Consider the following 20,397-nt stretch of genomic DNA (forward strand, 5'->3'; position numbering starts at 1 on the left):
ATCGGGCCCGCACCTAGGGACTTTGGTCCCTGCCGGGACAGGCGCCGACAGCACGAGGCTGAACTCATCCGACGGTGAGGAAGACCTGTGACTGATATCGACGCCATCCCCGGCATGGGGCCGCTGCTCGCCGCCCGCGCCTTCTTCACCAGGTCGGAGGTGTCGGCGGACGGCCGCACCCTGCACCAGGTGGACCCGAGCGCCTGGGACCGCTTCTACCGGGACCGGTGGTCGCACGACAAGGTGGTGCGCTCGACCCACGGCGTGAACTGCACCGGCTCGTGCTCCTGGCAGGTGTTCGTCAAGGACGGCCTGATCACGTGGGAGCACCAGGCGACCGACTACCCGTCGGTGGGGCCGGAGTCGCCCGAGTACGAGCCGCGCGGCTGCCCCCGTGGCGCGTCCTTCTCCTGGTACACCTACTCGCCGTCGCGGGTGCGCTACCCGTACGTGCGCGGGGTGCTGCTGGAGATGTGGCGCGAGGCCCGTGCCCGGCTGGGTGACCCGGTGCTGGCGTGGGCGGAGCTGACCGGCGACCCGGAGCGGGCGCGGGCCTACAAGCGGGCGCGCGGCAAGGGCGGCATGGTCCGGGCGAGCTGGGACGAGGCCGTCGAGCTGATGGCCGCCGCGCACGTCCACACGATCAAGGAGTACGGGCCGGACCGGGTGGTGGGGTTCTCGCCGATCCCGGCGATGTCGATGGCCTCGTTCGCCGCGGGCACCCGGTTCCTGTCGATGATCGGCGGCACGCTGCTGTCCTTCTACGACTGGTACGCCGACCTGCCGATCGCCTCCCCGCAGGTGTGGGGCGACCAGACGGACGTGCCGGAGGCGGCGGACTGGTGGAACTCCCGCTACCTGATCATGTGGGGCTCCAACATCCCGGTCACCCGCACGCCCGACGCCCACTTCATGACCGAGGCGCGCTACCAGGGCACCAAGGTCGTCGCGGTCAGCCCCGACTACGCCGACAACGTCAAGTTCGCCGACGACTGGCTGGCGCCGCACCCGGGCACGGACGGGGCGCTGGCCATGGCGATGGGGCACGTGACGCTGACGGAGTTCTTCCGCGACCGCACGGTGCCGTACTTCACCGATTACGTCAGGAAATACACCGATCTGCCGTTCCTGGTGACGCTGGAGCCGCGCGGGGACGCGTACGTGCCCGGCGGGTTCCTGACCGCCGCCGACCTCGGCGAGGAGAGCGAGAACGCACGGTTCAAGACCGTCCTGCTGGACGAGCCGACCGGCCGCCCGGTCGTGCCGAACGGATCGCTCGGCTTCCGCTGGGGGCAGGAGGGCGAGGGCCGCTGGAACCTCGGCCTGGACGGCGTCACGCCGAAGCTGACGCTGCTCGGCGCGCCGGACGCGGTCTCCGTCGACCTGCCGCGCTTCGACACCGGCGACACCGAGGGCGGCGCCGCGATGCGGCGCGGCGTCCCGGCCACCGAGGTCGGCAGCAGGCTCGTCACCACCGTGTTCGACCTGCTCATGGCCCAGTACGGGGTGGCCCGCGACCTGCCGGGCGAGTGGCCGGCGTCGTACGACGACGCCGCCCAGCCGTACACGCCCGCCTGGGCGGAGGAGATCACCTCCGTGCCCGCGGCGACGATCACCCGGATCGCGCGGGAGTTCGCCCGCAACGCCGAGCGCACCCGCGGCCGGTCGATGATCGCAATGGGGGCGGGCACCAACCACTGGTTCCACTCCGACCAGATCTACCGCTCCTTCCTCACGCTGGTGCTGCTGACCGGCTGCCAGGGCGTCAACGGCGGCGGCTGGGCGCACTACGTCGGCCAGGAGAAGGTCCGGCCGGTGACCGGCTTCCAGCACCTGGCGTTCGCCTTCGACTGGCAGCGGCCGACCCGGCACATGGCCGGCACCGCGTTCTGGTACCTGGCCACCGACCAGTGGCGCTACGAGCGGATCGGCGCGGACGAGCTCGCCAGCCCGCTCGGCCCCGGCAGATTCGCGGGCAGGTCGTTCGCCGACTGCAACGCCCAGGCCGCGCGGCTCGGCTGGCTGCCCTCGCACCCGACGTTCGACCGCAACCCGCTCACCCTCGCCGACGAGGCCGCCGCCAAGGGCGTCCCGGCGGCCGAGCACGTCGTGGCCGAGCTGAAGTCCGGGCGGCTGCGCTTCGCCGCCGAGGACCCCGGCGACCCGGCCAACTTCCCGCGCGTGCTGACCGTGTGGCGGGCCAACCTGCTCGGCTCCTCGGGCAAGGGCAACGAGTACTTCCTGCGCCACCTGCTCGGCGCCGACGCCGAGACCCGCAATGAGGAGGGGCTGCGGCCCGCCGAGGTGACCTGGCGCGAGGAGGCCGCCGAGGGCAAGCTCGACCTGCTGACCACGATCGACTTCCGGATGACGTCCACGGCGCTGTTCGCCGACGTGGTGCTGCCCGCCGCGACCTGGTACGAGAAGCACGACCTGTCCTCAACCGACATGCACCCGTTCGTGCACGCGTTCAACCCGGCCATCGCGCCGCCGTGGCAGGCCCGCAGCGACTACGACGCCTTCCTCACGCTGGCCGACCGCTTCTCCGAGCTGGCCGCCGCCCACCTCGGGCGGCGCACCGACGTGCTGGCCGTGCCGCTCGCCCACGACACCCCGGACGAGCTGGCCCAGCCCGGCGGCCGGGTCCTGGACTGGAAGCACGGCGAGTGCGAGCCCGTCCCCGGCCGGACCATGCCGAAGATCGTGACGATCGAGCGCGACTACGCCGCCGTCGGCGAGCGGATGCGCGCCGTCGGCCCGCTCTTCGAGGAGCTGGGCCTGACGACCAAGGCCGTCACGTACGAGGTCGGCCCCGAGCTCGACCACCTGCGCGCCAAGAACGGCGTCACCCCCGGCGGCCGGATCTCCCTGGAGAGCGCCGACCGGATGTGCGAGGCGATCCTGGCGCTGTCCGGCACCACCAACGGCAGGCTGGCCACGCAGGGCTTCGAGACGCTGGAACGGCGCACCGGCACCCGGCTGGCCGACCTGGCCGCCGAGCACGAGGGCAAGCGGATCACGTTCGCCGACACCCGGACCCGGCCGCAGCCCGTCATCACCTCACCCGAGTGGTCGGGCTCGGAGACCGGCGGGCGCCGCTACTCCGCCTTCGTCATCAACGTCGAACGCGACAAACCGTGGCACACGCTGACCGGCCGCCAGCACTTCTTCCTCGACCACGAGTGGATCGCCGAGCTGGGCGAGCAGCTTCCCGCCTACCGGCCGCCGCTCAACATGCGCCGCCACTTCGGCGAGCAGGGCGACGGGGACGCGGCCGAGGTCACGGTCCGCTATCTGACCCCGCACTCCAAGTGGTCGATCCACTCCGAGTACCAGGACAACGCCTACATGCTGGCGCTGTCACGCGGCGGGCCGACGATCTGGATGAGCGACGCCGACGCGGCGAAGATCGGGGTCGCCGACAACGACTGGATCGAGGCGTACAACCGCAACGGCGTCGTGGTCGCCCGCGCGGTCGTCTCGCACCGGATGCCGGCCGGGACCGTGTACATGTACCACGCCAAGGACCGCAACGTGAACGTGCCGCTGACGGAGAAGTCCGGCAGGCGCGGCGGCGTGCACAACTCGCTCACCCGCCTGCTGCTCAAGCCCAGCCACCTCATCGGCGGCTACGCCCAGTTCACCTACGGCTTCAACTACTACGGCCCGACCGGCAACCAGCGTGACGAGATCACGGTGATCCGCCGGCGCGGCCAGGAGGTGACGTACTGATGCGCGTGCTCGCCCAGGTCGCCATGGTGATGAACCTGGACAAGTGCATCGGCTGCCACACCTGCTCGGTCACCTGCAAGCAGACCTGGACCAACCGGGACGGCGTCGAGTACGTGTGGTTCAACAACGTCGAGACCAAGCCCGGCGTCGGCTACCCCAAGCGCTACGAGGACCAGGAACGCTGGCGCGGCGGCTGGCAGCTCGACCGGCGCGGCCGGCTCAAGCTCCGGGCCGGCGGCCGGGCCAGGCGGCTGCTCAACCTGTTCGCCAACCCCGACCTGCCGCAGCTCGACGACTACTACGAGCCGGCGACCTACGACTACGACACGCTGATCAACGCGCCCGCCGGCCCGCACACCCCGGTCATCCGCCCCAAGTCGGCCATCACCGGCGACGACATGGCCATCACCTGGGGCGCGAACTGGGAGGACGACCTCGGCGGCGCCCCCGAGCACGCCCACGGCGACCCCAACCTGGCCGCGATGGCGGAGAAGGTGCGCCTGGAGTTCGACCGGACGTTCATGTTCCACCTGCCGCGCATCTGCGAGCACTGCCTCAACCCCGCCTGCGTCGCCGCCTGCCCGTCGGGCGCCATGTACAAGCGCGAGGAGGACGGCATCGTCCTGGTCGACCAGGACCGCTGCCGAGGCTGGCGCATGTGCGTCTCGTCGTGCCCGTACAAGAAGGTGTACGTCAACCACCGGACCGGCAAGGCCGAGAAGTGCACGTTCTGCTTCCCGAGGATCGAGGCCGGGCAGCCGACCGTGTGCGCCGAGACGTGCGTGGGCCGGCTTCGCTACATCGGCCTCGTCCTGTACGACGCCGACGCGGTCCTGGACGCGGCCCGGGTCGCCGACCCGCGCGACCTGCTGGAGGGGCAGCGGAAGGTGTTCCTGGACCCGGACGACCCCGCCGTGGCCGAGGCCGCCCGCGCCTGCGGCATCAGCGACGACTGGATCGAGGCGGCGCGGCGGTCGCCGATCTACCGGCTGGCCATGCGCTACCGGGTGGCGCTGCCGCTGCACCCGGAGTACCGGACGCTGCCCATGGTCTGGTACATCCCGCCGCTGTCGCCGGTGCTCGACGCGGTCACCGGGGCGGGCGCCGACGCCGACGACCCCGACAACGTCTTCCACGCCATCACCGACCTGCGCATCCCGCTGGACTACCTGGCGAGCCTGTTCTCCGCCGGCGACACCGAGGTGGTGGCCGGGGTGCTGATGAAGCTGTCGGCGATGCGCGCCCACATGCGGGCCCGGACCCTCGACGGCGCCGTCTCCGGCGACCTGCTGGAGTCCGTCGGCATGCCGGCGGCCGACCTAGAGGAGATGTACCGGCTGCTGGCCATCGCCAAGTACGAGGAGCGCTACGTCGTGCCCGCCGCGCACCGCGAGGACGCCGCCGCGCTGTCCGCCCAGGCCGGCGGATGCAGCCTGGACGGCGACGGCGGGCCCGGCATGAGCGAGTTCCACCCCGCCGCGCTCACCGGCCGCCGCACCGACGGCCGGACGGGCCTGAAGCTCTTCGTGGGCAAGGGAGGCACGCCGTGAAGCTCCTGACCAGACGCACCCCGCGCGCCGAGGACGCGCCCGGCCGGGCGACCCTGTTCCGGCTGGTCTCCCTGCTGCTGCAGTATCCCGACGCCGGGCTGCTCGCCGCCCGCCCCGGGCTCGGCCGCGCCGCCGCGGCGCTGCCCGCCTCGCCCGCCCGCGACGCGCTGGAGCGGTTCCTGCGCTGGTTCGCCGACGCCGAGCCGATGCCGCTGGCCCGCGCCTACGTCGAGACGTTCGACCTGCGCCGCCGCTCCAGCCTCTACCTCACCTACTACCTGCACGGCGACACCCGCCGCCGCGGCATGGCCCTGCTCACGCTGAAGCAGCGCTACCGGGTGGCCGGGCTCACCCCGCCCGACGGCGAGCTGCCCGACTTCCTGCCCGTGGTGTGCGAGTTCGCCGCCCTGGCCGGGCCCGCCGCCGGCGAGGCGCCGCTGCGCCAGCACCGCAAGGGCCTGGAGCTCATCCGCACCGCCCTGCACGACAGCGGCTCCCCGTACGCGCTCGTCCTCGACGCGCTCTGCGCGGAGCTGCCCGGACTGTCGGCGGCCGAGCAGGCCGCCGTCGCCGACCTCGCGCTCGCCGGGCCGCCCGCCGAGGAGGTCGGGCTCGCGCCGTTCGGGCCGGCCGTGAACGAAATGGAGGCGCGGCCATGAGCGTCGCCCTGTGGGTCGTCGTCCCGTACATCGCCCTGACGGTCTTCGTCGTCGGGCACGTGTGGCGCTGGCGCGTCGACCAGTTCGGCTGGACCACCCGCACCACCCAGGTGCTGGAGAGCCGGCTGCTGCGGCTCGGCTCGCCGCTGTTCCACCTCGGCGTGCTCGCCGCGATCGGCGGGCACGCCCTGGGCCTGCTGGTGCCCAAGGGCTGGACCGAGGCCGTCGGCGTGTCCGAGCACGCCTACCACCTGGTGTCGGTGACCGCCGGGACCGTCGCCGGGGTGATGGTGGTGGCCGGGCTGGCGCTGCTGCTGGCCCGCCGCCTCACCAGCCCGCGCGTCCGCCGCACCACCACCCGCACGGACAAGGCGCTGTTCGCCGTCATGGCGGTGGTGATCCTGCTCGGCATGGCCGGGACCGTGGGCGAGAACCTGATCGGCGGCGGCTACGACTACCGGGCGACGATCGCCGTCTGGTTCCGCGGCGTGCTGACCCTGCGCCCCGACCCGTCGCTGATGACGGGCGTGCCGCTGATCTTCCAGCTGCACGCGCTGTCGGCGTGGGTGTTCCTGGCGATGTGGCCGTTCACCCGGCTCGTCCACGTGTGGTCGGCGCCGGTCGCCTACCTGTGGCGGCCCTACGTCGTCTACCGCCGCCGCACCGCGCGCCCCGGGAGCACCCGGTGACCGGCCGCCGGTTCGCCACCCCCGGCGGCACGGACGCGCTCGTCGGCGCCGCCGCCCCGGCGGTCCCGCTCCTGATCCAGGGCGGCATGGGCGTGGGGGTGTCCGGGTGGCGGCTGGCCCGCGCCGTGGCCGCCACCGGGCAGCTCGGCGTCGTGTCCGGCACCGCGCTGGACGCCACCCTGGCGCGGCGGCTGCAGCGCGGCGACCCCGGCGGGCACCTGCGCCGGGCGCTGGCCCGCTTCCCGGCGCCCGAGGTCGCCGAGCGGGTGCTCGCCCGCTACTTCGTGCCCGGCGGGGCCGATCCCGGGCTGCCGTACCGGCCGGTGCCCCGGCTCGGGCTGCGGCCCAGCCGCGCCCGCGACGAGCTGGCCGTGGTCGCGAACTTCGCCGAGGTGTTCCTCGCCAAGGAGGGCCATGACGGCCCGGTCGGGATCAACTACCTGGAGAAGATCCAGATGGCCACGCCCGCCGCCGTCTACGGGGCGATGCTGGCCGGCGTCGACTACGTGCTCGTGGGCGCCGGCATCCCGGCGGAGATCCCGAGGCTGCTCGACGACCTGGCCGCGCACCGGCCCGCCCGCGTCACCGTCACCGTGGCGGGCGGCGACGACACCGGCCACCACGCCGAGCTGGACCCGGGCGCGCTCCTCGGCCTCACCCGGCCGCTCGCCCGGCCCCGGCTGCTGGCCATCGTGTCCTCGCACGTCCTGGCCCTCTACCTGGCGCGCACCCCGGCCACCCGGCCGGACGGCTTCGTCCTGGAGACGCCCGTCGCCGGCGGCCACAGCGCGCCGCCGCGCGGCCGGATGCGGCTCGACGCCGACGGCCAGCCCGTCTACGGGCCGCGCGACGAGGCCGACCCCGCCAAGATGGCGGCGCTCGGGCTGCCGTTCTGGCTGGCCGGAGGCTACGGCACGCCCGGCGGCCTGGCGCGGGCGCGGGCGGCCGGGGCCGCCGGCATCCAGGTCGGCTCGGCGTTCGCGCTGTGCCGCGAGTCCGGCCTCGACCCCGGGCTGCGGCGGCGGCTGCTGCGGCAGGCCGCCGACGGCACGCTGGAGGTCCGCAACGACCCGCGCGCCTCGCCGACCGGCTTCCCGTTCAAGATCGCCGACGTGCCGGGCACGCTGTCGGACGCCACCGTGTACGCCGACCGGCCCCGCCTGTGCGACCTGGGCTACCTGCGCACCCCGTACGTGCGACCGGGCGGCGGGATCGGCTACCGCTGCGCGGCCGAACCGGTCGACGCCTACGTGCGCAAGGGCAGGCCCGCCGAGGAGGCCGACGGCCGCCGGTGCCTGTGCAACGCGCTGCTCGCCGCCGTCGGCCTCGGCCAGCACCGGGCCGACGGCTACCGCGAGCCCGCCCTGCTCACGCTCGGCCAGGACACCGGCTTCCTCACCGGGCTCCCCGAGGACCACTCGGCCGCCGACGTCGTGGACCGCATCCTGCGCGAGGTGACCCGGTGACCAGGCAGGAGATCCCCGTCGGGGTGCGCCTCCGGCCGGGCCCTGCGCGTCCGCGCGCGTCGTGGCACCTGCGGGCGAACGCCATCGTCGTCGGCTGGCTCGGACTGACCCTCGCCACGGCGCTCGCGGGCGACGCGCTGCCCGCGCCGCGCTGGCTGCTCGTCCACGTGTTCCTGCTCGGCGCGGTCTCGACCGCGATCCTCATCTGGAGCGAGCACTTCGCCGTCGCGCTGCTGCGCGCCCGCGCGCCCGCCCGGCACGGCAGCCTGGCGCGGCTGGCCCTGCTCAACGCCGCGACGGCGGCGATCCTGTACGGGGTCGCCGCCGGCCCGTGGCAGCCCGCCGTCGCCGGGGCGGCCGTGGTGGTGGCGGTCGTGCTGTGGCACGCGTACGTGCTGGTCACGCTGCTGCGCCGGGCGCTGCCTGGCAGGTTCGGGCACGTCATCGGCTGGTACGTGAGCGCGGCCGTGGCGCTGGCGGCCGGCGGCGCGCTGGGCGGGCTGCTGGCCGCCCAGCCCGGCGGCGGTGTGACGCACGAGCGGCTGCAGGCGGCGCACGCCGAGGCGAACGTGCTCGGCTGGGTGGGCCTGACCGTGCTGGGCACGCTGTTCACGCTGTGGCCGACCGTGCTGCGCACCCGCATGCCGGACGGCACCCGCCGCGCCTCCCGGATCGGGCTGTGGCTGGCCGCGCCGGGTCTGGCCGCCGCCGTCGGCGCGCTCGCGGCGGGCTGGCGGTGGGCGGCCGCCGCGGGACTGGTCCTGTACGCGGCCGGGGCGCTGACGGCGCTGGCCCCGCTCGTCCCGGCGGTACGCGCCCGGCGCCCGCACACCGGGGCGGCCTGGACGCTGGGGGCCGGTGTGGTGTGGTTCGAGGTGGCGCTGGCGGCGAACCTGGTCGTCGTGGCCACCCGGCCGGCCGGGCAGGTGGCCGCCGCGCTGGAGCCGCTGCTGCCGCTGGTGCTCGCCGGGTTCGTCGCCCAGGTGCTGCTCGGCTCGCTGCTGCACCTGCTGCCCGCCGTGCTCGGCGGCGGCCCGGTCCGGTTCAAGGAGAACGCCGCCCTGCTGGAGCGCGGCTGGAAGGCGCGGCTGGCGGCGCTCAACCTGGGCGTGCCGCTGCTCGCGCTCCCGGTGCCCGAGCCGCTGCGGCTGCTGGGCTGGGCGCTGGTGCTGGCCGCCGTCGCCGCGTTCGTGCTGCTGGCCGTGCTCGCGCTGGTCCGGTCCCGCACCGGGGCGGACGCGGACGGGACGCGGGCCGGGCGCGCGTCCGCGTGGCCCGCGGTGGCCGGGGTGGCGGCCGGATGCCTGCTGACGGCGGGCGCGGTCGTCGTGTCGATGACCGGCACGGGCGGCCCGCCGGTGACCGTCACCGCCACCGGGGCCCGCACCGTGGAGGTGACGCTGTCCGGCATGAAGGTCCGGCCCGCCGTGATCGAGGCCCCCGCAGGCACCGTGCTGACCCTGCGCGTCACCAACGCCGACGCCCAGCGGCACGACCTGCGGCTGGCCACCGGCGAGCGCACCCCGCTGCTGGGAGCGGGGGAACGCGCCACGCTGACGCTGGCCCCGCTCGCCGCGCCGGTGGACGGCTGGTGCACGGTCGCCGGGCACCGCGCCGCCGGCATGACCATGCGCATCGTCCCCTCAGGCGCCCGGACCGAGGCCCGGTCCGACGTCCGGGCCGACGCCCGGTCCGACGCCGGGGCCGCCACCGGGCACGGCGGGCACGCCACGGCGGGCGGCCTCGACCTGGCCGCCCCCATGTCGCCGGGCTGGAGCCCGTACGACGCGGCGCTCGACCCCGCGCCGGGCGGCACCGAGCACGCCGTCGAGATCCGCGTGGACGACACCGTCGTGTGGGAGGTCGCGCCCGGCGTGCGGCAGCGGGTGTGGACGTTCGACGGCACCGTGCCCGGCCCGGTGCTGCGCGGCAAGGTCGGCGACGTCTTCACCGTCACGTTCGTCAACGGCGGCACCACCGGCCACGGCATCGACTTCCACGCCGGGGCCAACGCGCCCGACGGCGTCATGCGCACCATCGAGCCGGGGGAGCGGCTCACGTACCGCTTCCGGGCCGGGTTCGCCGGGGCCTGGCTCTACCACTGCTCCACCATGCCGATGAGCCAGCACATCGCCAACGGCATGTTCGGCGCGGTGATCATCGACCCTCCCGGCCTGCCCACCGTGGACCGGGAGTACCTTCTGGTACAGAGCGAGCTCCACCTCGGCGAGCCGGGCGGCGACGCGCAGGTGGCCAAGATCCGCGAGGGCCGGCCGGACGGCTGGATGTTCAACGGCACCGCCGCCGGCTACGACCACGCGCCGCTGACCGCCAGGGCCGGCGAGCGGGTGCGGATCTGGATTGTGGCCGCCGGTCCCAGCTCGGGCACGGCCCTGCACGTGGTCGGGGCGCCGTTCGACACGGTCTACAAGGAAGGGGCGTATCAGGTGCGCACGGACGATCCGGGCGGCGCCCAGGTGCTGGACCTGGCCCCCGCCCAGGGCGGCTTCGCCGAGCTGGTCTTCCCCGAGCCGGGCACGTATCCGGTGGTCGACCACACGATGCGGCACGCCGAGGCGGGCGCGCACGGCCTGTTCCGGGTGGGCGCCCGATGACGTGGTGGGCGGTGGTGCGGTTCCTGCACGTGCTGGCGGCGGCGCTGTGGGTCGGCGGGCAGCTCACGGTCTCGCTGGTGGTGCTGCCGCTGGCCCGGCGGCAGCTCGACGACCGGCTGCGGGCCCAGATGCTGACCGCGGTCGGCCGCCGGTTCGGGGTGATCACCGCCGCGGTGTTCCTGCCCGTGCAGCTCGCCACGGGTGTGGCGATCGCCTGGCACAAGGGCGTCACCTGGGACTCGCTGGCCGAGCCCGGCTACGGGCGGATCCTGGCGGCCAAGCTGCTGCTCTTCTGCGCGGTCATGGTGGCCGCCGCGCTGCACGGCTGGGCCAGCGCCGCCGGCCGCCGCGCCCTGGCCCGGGCGCTGGCGATCTCGTCGCTGATCGGGTCGATCGGCGTCATCCTGCTGGCCACCGCCCTGCCCGTGACCTGAGCCGGTGCGGGCCCGGGCGGCGTCAGTGCGCCCCGGCCCCGCGCAGCAGGGCGGCCACCTCGGTCTGCTGCTTGGCGACGGCGTGGGCGAGCGGGGTGACGCCGTCGCGGTCGGCCAGGTCGACGTCGGCGCCGGCCGCGATGAGCAGGCGGACGATCTCCTGGTGGGCGGGGCCGCCGTCGCCCAGGATGACGGCCTCCAGGAGGCCAGTCCAGCCGAGGTCGTTGACGTGGTCGACGTCGATGCCGGTCTTGAGCACCTCGCGCACGTAGTCGACGTGGCCGCGCTCGCAGGCCGGGATGAGGGAGACGCCGCCGTAGCGGTTGCGGATTGTCAGGTCGGGGCCGGCCGGGAGGAGCGCCCGCAGCATCTCGACGCTCCCGGTCACGCCGGTGACCAGCCACGGGGTGTCCTGCCTGGCGTCCTGCGCGTCGGGGTCGGCCCCGGCGGCGACGAGCACCTTGGCGGCCTCGACGTGGTCGGCCGCCGCGGCCAGCAGCAGCGCGGTGCGGCGCTGCCCGTCACGGGACTCGACGTCGGCCCCGGACGCCAGCGCGTCGCGCACCGCTGCGGCGTCACCGCGCGCGGCGGCGGCCCGTAGTTCCTCGTTGAGCACGTTGTCTCCTTTCACACCGTCTCGCGTCCGGGAACCGCAGGCCGCGAGCAGCAGCCCGATCCCGCAGGCCAGAATCGTCCGGCGCCTCATCCCATCATCCTGCACGTCGGAGGGCGGTTCAGCCGAGCTGCCCGGCGACCGCCTTGGCGCCGGCGAGGGCGATGGCCTCGTCGATCTCGCCGCTGGGGGCGCCGCCGACGCCGATGCCCGCGACGGGGGCGCCGCCGGAGGCCAGGGGGACGCCGCCGCCCAGGAACAGGGTGCCCGGGATGTCGGCGATGTTCGGGCCGGAGCCGGTCAGGCCCTTGGCGAGCTCGCTGGTCGCCCGGCCGAAGGACACGGCGGTGAATGCCTTGCGCCGGGCCGACTCCTCGGTCTGCGGGCCCGCGCCGTCGCCCTTGAGCACCAGCCGGGTCGCGCCGGACCGGTCGACGATCACCACCGTGACGCGCTGCTTCAGCTTGGCGGCCTCCTTCAGTGCGGCGTCGGCGACCTTGAGCGCGGCGCCGGCCGACAGCGTGCCCGTCTGGACGACGGCGGGGGCGGGCGCGGCGGCCTGGACGGGGGAGGGGGCGGCGGTCAGGAGCGCGAGCCCCGTGACGGCGCCGGCGATCAGGCGGGTGCGGAACGATCCGGTCATCAGGTCTCCCAAGGTCAGCGGGTGAAGCTTGCGGTCCCAGCCTGCCGCCGGGCGGGCCTGCCGCCATCGCGAGGACGGACGATCCCCGCGCGCCGATCGGCCGGGCCGCCGGTCAACCGATCGGTTGATCCGCCCTCCGACCACAGGGGATAACGTCGGAAGATGAGCGGACGGGGAGGGGTGATGAGGGAGCGCACGTGGCTCAACTGGGCCATGCACGTGGGGTTCTACCTGCTGCTCGTGGCCTCCGCGCTGCGGCTGGTGTCGCGGCACGGGCTGGTCGCGCAGACCGTCGCCGCCCTGGTCGTCTGCGCCGTCCTCGCGGTGGCGTACGCGGTGGGGATCGTGTTCTGGGGCCGGCTCGGGCGCGGCCGGCTGGTGTGGCTCTGCTGCGTGGCCGTGATCTGGCTGGCGCTGGTGGTGCTCGCGCCGTCGTTCAGCTGGTGCGCGGTCCCGCTGCTGTTCGTGTGCCTGCGGCTGCTGAGCGCGCGGGGGTTCGCCGTGGCCGCCGCGACGCTCACGCTGATCGTCATCGCGGCCCAGCTCAAGATCGCCCGGGAGATCGACCCCAGCCTCATCCTCGCGCCGATCGGCATCGCCACCATGACCGCGGTGATCTTCTGGGAGCTCCAGCGGGAGAGCGCCGCCCGGCAACTCCTCATCGACGACCTGATCCGCACGCGCGGCACGCTGGCCGACTCGCGGCACCGCACCGGTGTCCTGGAGGAGCGAGAGCGCCTGGCCAGGGAGATCCACGACACGCTCGCCCAGGGGCTGACCAGCATGGGCCTGCTGCTGCAGGCGGCCGACCGGATGTGGACGGCCGACCCCGACCGGGCCCGCGCCCACGTCCGGCGGGCCGCCGCGGCGGCCGAGCAGAACCTCGACGAGGCCCGCCGGTTCGTCCGCGACCTCCAGCCGCCGGGCCTGGTCGACGTGACGCTGCCCGAGGCGCTGGCCCGCCTCGGCGAGAGCGAGGCGGGCGCGGCCCGGGTCCGCTTCCGGCTGGAGGGCGAGCCGTACCCGCTGGAGCCCGACGTGCAGGCGGCGCTGCTGCGGGTCGCCCAGGGCGCGCTCGCCAACGTCCGCGACCACTCCGGCGCCCGCACCGCCACCGTGACCCTGTCCTACCTCGACGGCGAGGTGACGCTGGACGTCTTCGACGACGGGACCGGGTTCGCCGAGCCGGTCCCGGCCCCCGGCCGGGGCTTCGGGCTGCGGGCGATGCGCGACCGGCTGGCGGAGGTGGGCGGCGTGCTGACCGTCGAGAGCGCGCCCGGCGAGGGGACGGCGGTCGCCGCCCGGGTGCCCGGCAGGATCGGGGAGCGATGAGGCTGTTCCTGGTGGACGACCATCCCGTGGTGCGGGCGGGGCTGGTGGCGTTGCTGTCCGGCGAGGACGACATGGAGATCGTCGGCGAGGCCGAGGGCGGGGCCGAGGCGCTGCGCGGCATCGCCGCCGCGCGGCCGGACGTCGTGCTCATGGACCTGCAGCTCGGCGACGGCATCGACGGCGTCGAGGTCACCCGGCGGGTCCGCGCGCTGTCCCCGCCGCCGCAGGTCCTGGTCCTGACCACGTACGAGACCGACGCCGACCTCATGCGGGCCGTCGACGCCGGGGCCACCGGCTACCTGCTCAAGGCCTGCCCGCCGGAGGAGCTGTTCCAGGGCATCCGGGCCGCGGCGCGCGGCGAGACGGTGCTGTCGGCCAAGGTGGCGACGCGGATGCTGCGGCGGATGCGCGAGCCCGCGCCCGCGCTCAGCGGCCGTGAGGTGGAGATCCTGGAGCTGCTGGCCAGCGGGGCGGGCAACCGGGAGATCGCCAGGCGGCTGTTCATCACCGAGGCGACGGTCAAGACCCACCTGGTGCACATCTACGGCAAGCTCGGCGTCGACACGCGCACGGCCGCCGTCACCGCCGCCGTCGAGCGGCGTCTCATCCGACTCCCGTGACGGCCAGGCCCGCGCCGTGGAAGGGCGGGTAGCTGTCGGCGCTCGTGCGCTCGGCCGCGACGATGTAGCGGGCCAGGGCGTCGCGCGACTGGGCGAGGCGGTCCATCTGGTCCTCCAGCCGCCGCATCCGCGCCCGCATGGCGTCCAGCAGCTCGGGACAGCCCAGCAGCTCAGGCTCCTCGCCGGCCGCGCACGGCAGCAGGTAGGCGATGTCCTCCGACGACAGCCCGGCCCCGAGCAGGTGGCGGATCTGTTTCACCCGCAGCACGGCGTCCTCGTCGTACTCGCGGTAGCCGTTGGACCCGCGCTCGGCCTCCAGCAGGCCCTGGGCCTCGTAGTAGCGCAGCTGGTGGGCGTTGACGCCCGTCCGGCGACTCAGTTCCCCGATCCGCATCGCACCCTCACTTGACCTTCATACCGGTATCAACGTTGACGATGCTGGCATGAACAACGAAACCACCTCTTCCGTTACCGTTCTCGGGCTCGGGCTGATGGGCCGGGCGCTGGCCGGGGCGTTCCTCAGGGCCGGGCACCCCACCACCGTGTGGAACCGCACGGCGGCCAAGGCCGGCGAGCTGGTCGCCGAGGGGGCGCGACTGGCCCCCACTGCCGCCGACGCGATCAAGGCGAGCCCGCTGACGATCATCTGTCTCACCGACTACCAGGCCGTGCGCGAGCTGCTGGCCACGGCCGACCTGGACGGCGCCACGCTGGTCAACCTGACGTCGGGCGACTCGGCCCAGGCCAGGGAGACCGCCCGGCGGGCCGGGGAGCGCGGCGCCCGCTACCTCGACGGCGCCGTCATGGCCATCCCGCCGTCCATCGGGACCGCCGGGGCGGTGATCCTGCACAGCGGGCCGCACCAGGACTTCGAGACGCACCGGCCGGTCCTCGAAGCGCTCGGCACCCTCACCTACCTGGGCGAGGACCACGGGCTGGCCTCGCTGTACGACGTGGCCGGGCTGGCCATGATGTGGAGCGTGCTGAACGGCTGGCTCCAGGGCGTGGCGCTGCTCAGGACGGCCGGCGTGGACGCCGCGACGTTCACGCCGTTCACGCGGATGATCGCCGAGGAGGTGGCCGGCTGGCTGCCCGGATATGCCGACCAGGTCGACGCGGGCTCCTACCCGGCCGACGTGTCGGCCCTGGAGACCGACGTGCGGGCGATGGCGCACCTGGTCGAGGAGAGCGAGGCGGTCGGCATCAACGCCGAGCTGCCCAAGCTCATCAAGGCGCTGGCCGACCGCGCGATCGCCGCCGGACGCGGCGGGGAGCAGTATCCGGCGCTGATCGAGGAGTTCGTCAAGCCCGGCGCCTGACCTGGGGCGTCAGCGGCGGGCGTGGCGGACCCGGCGGCCGCGGCGATCTCGGCCGTGGTGCCCGGGTCCTCCTCCGGGAGCGTGGCCAGCGCCGCCCGGAGCTCGCCGCGCGTCCCGGTCCTCCTCGGTGACCACGATCTCCTCCATGAGGCGTTCAGCGTCCTTTGCGCGCGTAGGCGCGCAGCGACAGCGGGACGAAGATCACCAGCAGCGCGGCCGACCAGAGCAGGACGGCGGCCACCGGATGCGCGAGCGGCCAGGCCGCGTCCCCGGGCAGGGCTCCCGGGCTGCCGGAGAGCCGCCGGATGGCGGCGGTGAGCGCGCTCACCGGGTTCCACTCGGCGACGAACCGCAGCCAGGCGGGCATGCCGTCCGTCGGGACGAACGCATTCGACAGCATCGTGAACGGCAGGCCCAGCGGCACCATCGCCTCGGCGACCTGCTCGTCCTTCACCGCCAGGCCCAGGTAGACGCCCACCCAGCCCAGCGCGTAGCGCAGCAGCACGATCAGCGCGAACGCCTCGGCGGCGGGGAGCAGGCCCTGCTGCGGCCGCCAGCCCACCAGCAGGCCCGTGACCACCATGACGCCCAGCAGCGGCACGCCGATCAGGGAGTCGGCCCCGCTGTGGCCGAACGGCACCGCCAGCCGGGCCATCGGCATGGAGCGGAGGCGGTCCATCACGCCACGGGAGGCGTCGGCGGCCATCCGCCCCATGACCCCCTGCACGGCGGTGAAGGTCACCATCGCGAACAGGCCCGGCATGAGGTACGCGCGGTAGTCGCCGCCGCCCGGCACCTGGATGGCGCTGCCGAAGACGTAGCCGAACAGCACCACCATGACGACCGGGAAGAGCAGCGCGGCGACGATCTGCCCGGGTTCCTGCCGTAACCGGCTCAGCTCGCGGCCGGCCAGGGTGAGGCCGTCGGTGAGCGTCCAGCGCAGGCGGTCCAGCGGCACGGGGATCGCGGTCATCGGACGGGCTCCTTGCGGTCGGTGAGGCGCAGGAACACCTCGTCGAGGGTGGGGCGGCGCAGGCTCACATCGGCGACGGCGACCCCGGCGCGGTCGAGGTCGCGCACGATGTCGGCGAGCCGGAGGCCGGTGGCCGGCAGGGCGACGCTGAGCCGGTCGGCGTCGGCCGTCGCGGGCTCGGCGCCGGCCAGGGCGTTCAGGACGGCGGCCGCCGCGGGCCGCGTGGCGGGGTCTTCGAGGACGACGTCGAGGCGGTCCCCGATCGTGGCCTTCAGCTCGTCCGGGGTGCCGGTGGCGATCACTTTCCCGTGGTCGATGACGGCGATGTCGTCGGCCAGCCGGTCGGCCTCGTCCAGGTACTGGGTGGTGAGCAGCACCGTGGTGCCGTCGGCTACCAGTTCGCGGACGCTGTCCCAGATCTCGCCGCGGCTGCGCGGGTCCAGGCCGGTGGTCGGCTCGTCCAGGAAGAGCACGTCGGGGCGGAGGATGAGGCAGGTGATCAGGTCGAGGCGGCGCCGCATGCCGCCGGAGTAGCCGCCGACCGGCCGGTCTGCGGCCTCCGTCAGGCCGAAGCGCTCCAGCAGCTCGTCGGCCCGGCGGTGCGCCTGGCGCCGTGGCAGGTGGTAGAGCCGCCCGAACATGCGCAGGTTGCCCCGGCCCGTGAGCTTCTCGTCCACGGCGGCGTACTGGCCCGCGAGCCCGATCCGCTCGCGCACCTGGGCGGCCTCGCGGACGACGTCGTGGCCGGCGATGCGGGCGTGCCCGGCGTCGGGGGCGGACAGGGTCGCCAGGATGCGCACCGCCGTGGTCTTCCCGGCGCCGTTGGGCCCCAGCAGGCCGCAGACCGTTCCTCTCGGGACGCTCAGGTCCAGGCCCCGCAGGGCGTGGGTGTCGCCGAAGGACTTGCGCAGCCCTTCGGCGACCACGATGGGATCAGACACGGACACCTCCACTGGGTACGTTGTACGCGGTTATGTCGGCAAGGCTAAGCCACTGGGTACTATGTACGCAACAAGGAGGTGCGACGGTGGCGGACGCCGAGTACGTGAACATCTGGATGCGGCCCGAGCGCCCCGCCCGGGGGCCGAAGCCGGCCTACAGCCGCGCCCAGATCACCGAGGCGGCCGTCCGCATCGCCGACGCCGAAGGGCTGGAGGCCGCCACCATGCGGCGGATCGCCGCCGAGATCGGCGCCGGGGCGATGTCCCTCTACCGCTACGTCCCGAGCCGCGACAACCTGATCGAGCTCATGGCCGACCGGCTGATGGGCGAGATCGACGTCACCGGCCTGCCCTCCGGCGACTGGCGGGCCGACCTCACCCGCTACGCCGGCGAGCTGCGGGCCATGTGGCTGCGCCACCCGTGGATCGCCGCCGTGCAGCGGTCGCTGCCCAGCTTCGGGCCCAACCAGCTGCTCCTGATCGAACGGCTGATGGGGGTGCTCGACCCCTTCGTCCCCATCGACGAGAACCTCAGCCTCGTGGGCCTGCTGAACAGCTACGTCGAGGGCACCGTCCGGGAGGAGATCAGCTCGGCCAGGGAGTTCCGCCTCAGCGGGCTCACCGAGTCGGAGTGGATGGCGCGCAGCTACCCGTACATCGACCAGCTCGTGAAGAGCGGACAGTACCCGATCTTCACGAAGATCGTGACGGAGGCGCGCCAGCCGCACCTGAGCCGCGACGAGCAGTTCCGCTACGGGCTCAGGCGGGTCCTCGACTGCATCGCCACGGCCGTCCCGTCTACGCCGGCCGGCGATCCCCGGCCAGGAACCCGGTGATCGACGCGGCCTGGCCGAAGATCGCGTGACCGACGCCGGGAAGCAGCTTCACGCTCGCCCGAGGGACGCACCGGCGGATCCGCCGGGCGGTCCCCCGGGAGTCGAACATCGCGTCACGGTCCCCGGCGATCACGAGGACCGGCATGGCGAGGCCGCGCAGCGCCTTGTCGGGGAACACCGGCAGCCGCTCCCTGCGCGGGTTGAAGTGCGTGAACGTCAGGACGACGGAGTCGAGCGCCTCCCGGTCCCGCTCCGCGTCCAGCCCGGCGACCGCCATCGCCGACTCGCGCACCCCGCCGCGCCGCGACAGGGTGCGCGACAGCACGGCCCTGACGACCCAGCCGACCTTCTGCCGCCCCACGCCGCCGGGGCACAGCAGGGCCAGGCGCGTCACCCGCTCCGGACGGCGGACGGCGTAGTCCAGGGCCGTCCAGCCGCCGAGTGACGTGCCCGCGAACGCGGCGCCGGTGAGCCCGAGCCCGTCCAGCACGTCGTCCAGCCAGGCGGCCACGGCTCCGGAGCCCAGCGCGGGACGTGACGGCGCGCTCAGCCCCGGCTCGCCGACGAGGTCGACGGCGTACACGCGGAAGTGCCGGGACCAGGTGGCGACGTCCCCGCGCCACATCGACGCGTTCGCGCCCGAGCCGTGCAACAGCACCAGCGGCGGCGCGTCCCGGGGGCCGGACACCAGCACGAACGTCTCACCCTCGCGCGTCGGCACCCGTACGTGCTCGGCGGGCACCGGCCACGCCGCCAGCTCCCGCAGGTAGCGCTCCCGGAGCTCGCGCCCGCCCGCCTCGGACTTGTAGATCGCGGTCATGCCGCCCAGCGAAGCCCTTGTCACCGTGTCAAGGTCAACCGGGGGCTCCGCGGTTCGCCCCCGCTGTGGTGCAATGGCGGGACCAGCGGGGAGAGGCAGGGCTGATGTCCGGCACGCAGTTGTACGACACCATCGGAGCCGCCTACACCGCGACTCGGCGACGCCAGGACCGTGCTCAACGTCGGGGCGGGCACCGGCTCGTACGAGCCCCGTGACCGCCGGGTCGTCTCGGTGGAGCCGTCGGCGCTCATGCGGTCGCAGCGCGCCCCCGACGCGGCGCCGTGCCTGGCCGGGTCGGCGGAGAGCCTGCCGTTCGGCGACCGGTCCTTCGACGCCGCGATGACTGTCTCCTCCGTCCACCACTGGCGGGACCCGATCGCCGGGCTGCGCGAGATGCGGCGGGTGGCCCGGCGCGTGGTCGTGTTCACGCACGACACCAGCGAGGGCGGATGGCTGCGGCGGTTCTGGCTCACGCGCGACTACCTGCCGGAGGTCGCCGGCCTGCTCACCGGCCGCCCGGCGATCACCGAGCTGGCGGCCGCGATCGGCGCCCGCACGGAGCCGGTGCCGATCCCGTGGGACTGCGCCGACGGCTTCTTCGAGGCCTACTGGCGGCGGCCGGAGGCGTACCTGGACGAGCGGGTCCGTCGCGGGATGTCGGTCTGGTCCAGGGTCGGGCCGGAGGCCGAGCGGCGCACGGTGCGCGCCCTGCGCGACGACCTCGCCTCCGGCCGCTGGGCCGAACGCAACCGGGAGCTCCTCGGCCTCGACGCGGCCGAGCTCGGCCTGCGCCTCCTGATCGCCTGAACGCGCGGGCCGCTAGGCGCCGGGGCGCTCGTCGTAGTTGAAGCCGAAGGCGCGCACGCCGGTCTCGGTGCGGGGCCGGTGGCTGGTGCGCGGCCCGAAGGCGACGTACGTGCCGGGGCCGTGGGTGCGCTCGCCCTCGATCAGCTCGCCGCTGACGACGAAGTACGCCTCGCCGTACGTCTCGTGGACGTCCACGTCAGGCCATTCGGCCCCCGGGGCGAGGTCGATCACCCACGTCCGGATGCCCGGCATGCCGGGGAGCGTCCGCACGACCACGCCGGGAGCCAGCTCGTACGGCGGGACCGTCTCGACGTCCACGGGGAGCACCTGCCCGGGTTGTACCTCCAT

The 20,397-nt window shown here is 74.4% G+C and carries 19 protein-coding genes; 12 read left to right on the forward strand and 7 right to left on the reverse strand.

Annotation, left to right across the window (positions count from 1 at the left end; translation table 11 throughout):
• Nucleotides 1-114: 114 nt before the first annotated feature.
• Genes ACBI99_RS19980 through ACBI99_RS20010 form a run of 7 tightly spaced genes read left to right on the forward strand, consistent with a single transcriptional unit; the run spans nucleotide 115 to nucleotide 11,145 of the window.
• The gene (locus ACBI99_RS19980) at nucleotides 115-3,732 is read left to right on the forward strand and encodes a nitrate reductase subunit alpha (protein WP_375073145.1); all 3,618 of its coding nucleotides are present in this window, start codon (nucleotides 115-117) and stop codon (nucleotides 3,730-3,732) included.
• On the forward strand, nucleotides 3,732-5,282 hold the full coding sequence (narH, locus tag ACBI99_RS19985; protein WP_375073039.1) for a nitrate reductase subunit beta: 1,551 nt from the start codon (nucleotides 3,732-3,734) through the stop codon (nucleotides 5,280-5,282). Before ACBI99_RS19980 ends, narH begins: the two co-directional genes overlap by 1 nt.
• Entirely contained in the window at nucleotides 5,279-5,941 is a 663-nt protein-coding gene (gene narJ / locus ACBI99_RS19990) for a nitrate reductase molybdenum cofactor assembly chaperone (protein ID WP_375073040.1), read from the forward strand. The genes narH and narJ overlap by 4 nt, the downstream gene beginning before the upstream one ends.
• On the forward strand, nucleotides 5,938-6,630 hold the full coding sequence (gene narI, locus ACBI99_RS19995; RefSeq protein ID WP_219510742.1) for a respiratory nitrate reductase subunit gamma: 693 nt from the start codon (nucleotides 5,938-5,940) through the stop codon (nucleotides 6,628-6,630). Before narJ ends, narI begins: the two co-directional genes overlap by 4 nt.
• Complete coding sequence (locus tag ACBI99_RS20000) at nucleotides 6,627-8,096, forward strand: nitronate monooxygenase (protein ID WP_308126039.1); 1,470 nt, start codon at nucleotides 6,627-6,629, stop codon at nucleotides 8,094-8,096. The genes narI and ACBI99_RS20000 overlap by 4 nt, the downstream gene beginning before the upstream one ends.
• On the forward strand, nucleotides 8,093-10,711 hold the full coding sequence (locus tag ACBI99_RS20005; protein WP_375073041.1) for a multicopper oxidase domain-containing protein: 2,619 nt from the start codon (nucleotides 8,093-8,095) through the stop codon (nucleotides 10,709-10,711). The genes ACBI99_RS20000 and ACBI99_RS20005 overlap by 4 nt, the downstream gene beginning before the upstream one ends.
• Nucleotides 10,708-11,145, forward strand: coding sequence for a hypothetical protein (locus ACBI99_RS20010; RefSeq protein WP_375073042.1), 438 nt, complete (start codon nucleotides 10,708-10,710; stop codon nucleotides 11,143-11,145). Before ACBI99_RS20005 ends, ACBI99_RS20010 begins: the two co-directional genes overlap by 4 nt.
• A gap of 22 nt (nucleotides 11,146-11,167) precedes the next feature.
• On the opposite strand, the gene ACBI99_RS20015 is transcribed toward ACBI99_RS20010, so the two are convergent.
• Nucleotides 11,168-11,761, reverse strand: coding sequence for an ankyrin repeat domain-containing protein (locus tag ACBI99_RS20015; protein ID WP_375073043.1), 594 nt, complete (start codon nucleotides 11,759-11,761; stop codon nucleotides 11,168-11,170).
• Between the two features lie 118 nt (nucleotides 11,762-11,879).
• The gene (locus ACBI99_RS20020) at nucleotides 11,880-12,401 is read right to left on the reverse strand and encodes a heme-binding protein (RefSeq protein ID WP_219510752.1); all 522 of its coding nucleotides are present in this window, start codon (nucleotides 12,399-12,401) and stop codon (nucleotides 11,880-11,882) included.
• A gap of 183 nt (nucleotides 12,402-12,584) precedes the next feature.
• Here ACBI99_RS20020 and ACBI99_RS20025 point away from each other — a divergent pair, with 183 nt between their 5' ends.
• Both ACBI99_RS20025 and ACBI99_RS20030 read left to right on the forward strand, forming a co-directional pair.
• Nucleotides 12,585-13,733, forward strand: a complete 1,149-nt coding sequence (locus ACBI99_RS20025; protein ID WP_375073044.1) for a sensor histidine kinase — start codon at nucleotides 12,585-12,587, stop codon at nucleotides 13,731-13,733.
• Nucleotides 13,730-14,353 carry a response regulator gene (locus ACBI99_RS20030; RefSeq protein WP_375073045.1) on the forward strand — a complete coding sequence of 208 codons (624 nt, stop codon included), beginning with the start codon at nucleotides 13,730-13,732 and terminating at the stop codon, nucleotides 14,351-14,353. The genes ACBI99_RS20025 and ACBI99_RS20030 overlap by 4 nt, the downstream gene beginning before the upstream one ends.
• Here the strand turns inward: ACBI99_RS20030 and ACBI99_RS20035 are convergent.
• Entirely contained in the window at nucleotides 14,337-14,747 is a 411-nt protein-coding gene (locus ACBI99_RS20035) for a MerR family transcriptional regulator (RefSeq protein WP_219510757.1), read from the reverse strand. The genes ACBI99_RS20030 and ACBI99_RS20035 overlap by 17 nt on opposite strands.
• A 49-nt stretch (nucleotides 14,748-14,796) precedes the next feature.
• Here ACBI99_RS20035 and ACBI99_RS20040 point away from each other — a divergent pair, with 49 nt between their 5' ends.
• Complete coding sequence (locus tag ACBI99_RS20040; protein ID WP_375073046.1) at nucleotides 14,797-15,672, forward strand: NAD(P)-dependent oxidoreductase; 876 nt, start codon at nucleotides 14,797-14,799, stop codon at nucleotides 15,670-15,672.
• Between the two features lie 154 nt (nucleotides 15,673-15,826).
• Here ACBI99_RS20040 and ACBI99_RS20045 read toward each other — a convergent pair whose 3' ends face one another.
• Together ACBI99_RS20045 and ACBI99_RS20050 are read right to left on the reverse strand one after the other, a co-directional pair.
• The gene (locus ACBI99_RS20045; RefSeq protein WP_375073047.1) at nucleotides 15,827-16,645 is read right to left on the reverse strand and encodes an ABC transporter permease; all 819 of its coding nucleotides are present in this window, start codon (nucleotides 16,643-16,645) and stop codon (nucleotides 15,827-15,829) included.
• Nucleotides 16,642-17,592, reverse strand: coding sequence for an ATP-binding cassette domain-containing protein (locus ACBI99_RS20050; protein ID WP_375073048.1), 951 nt, complete (start codon nucleotides 17,590-17,592; stop codon nucleotides 16,642-16,644). The genes ACBI99_RS20045 and ACBI99_RS20050 overlap by 4 nt, the downstream gene beginning before the upstream one ends.
• 80 nt (nucleotides 17,593-17,672) lie before the next feature.
• On the opposite strand from ACBI99_RS20050, the gene ACBI99_RS20055 reads away from it, so the two are divergent.
• Entirely contained in the window at nucleotides 17,673-18,422 is a 750-nt protein-coding gene (locus ACBI99_RS20055; RefSeq protein WP_219510765.1) for a TetR/AcrR family transcriptional regulator, read from the forward strand.
• Here the strand turns inward: ACBI99_RS20055 and ACBI99_RS20060 are convergent.
• The gene (locus tag ACBI99_RS20060) at nucleotides 18,385-19,266 is read right to left on the reverse strand and encodes an alpha/beta fold hydrolase (RefSeq protein ID WP_375073049.1); all 882 of its coding nucleotides are present in this window, start codon (nucleotides 19,264-19,266) and stop codon (nucleotides 18,385-18,387) included. The two genes, ACBI99_RS20055 and ACBI99_RS20060, sit on opposite strands and share 38 nt — an antisense overlap.
• Before the next feature lie 147 nt (nucleotides 19,267-19,413).
• Here ACBI99_RS20060 and ACBI99_RS20065 point away from each other — a divergent pair, with 147 nt between their 5' ends.
• Nucleotides 19,414-20,049 carry a class I SAM-dependent methyltransferase gene (locus ACBI99_RS20065; protein ID WP_375073050.1) on the forward strand — a complete coding sequence of 212 codons (636 nt, stop codon included), beginning with the start codon at nucleotides 19,414-19,416 and terminating at the stop codon, nucleotides 20,047-20,049.
• A 12-nt stretch (nucleotides 20,050-20,061) separates the two neighbouring features.
• Here ACBI99_RS20065 and ACBI99_RS20070 read toward each other — a convergent pair whose 3' ends face one another.
• Nucleotides 20,062-20,397, reverse strand: a complete 336-nt coding sequence (locus ACBI99_RS20070) for a cupin domain-containing protein (protein ID WP_219510771.1) — start codon at nucleotides 20,395-20,397, stop codon at nucleotides 20,062-20,064.

It is taken from the genome of Nonomuraea sp. ATR24 (genome assembly GCF_041950485.1).
Classification (GTDB): domain Bacteria; phylum Actinomycetota; class Actinomycetes; order Streptosporangiales; family Streptosporangiaceae; genus Nonomuraea; species Nonomuraea ceibae.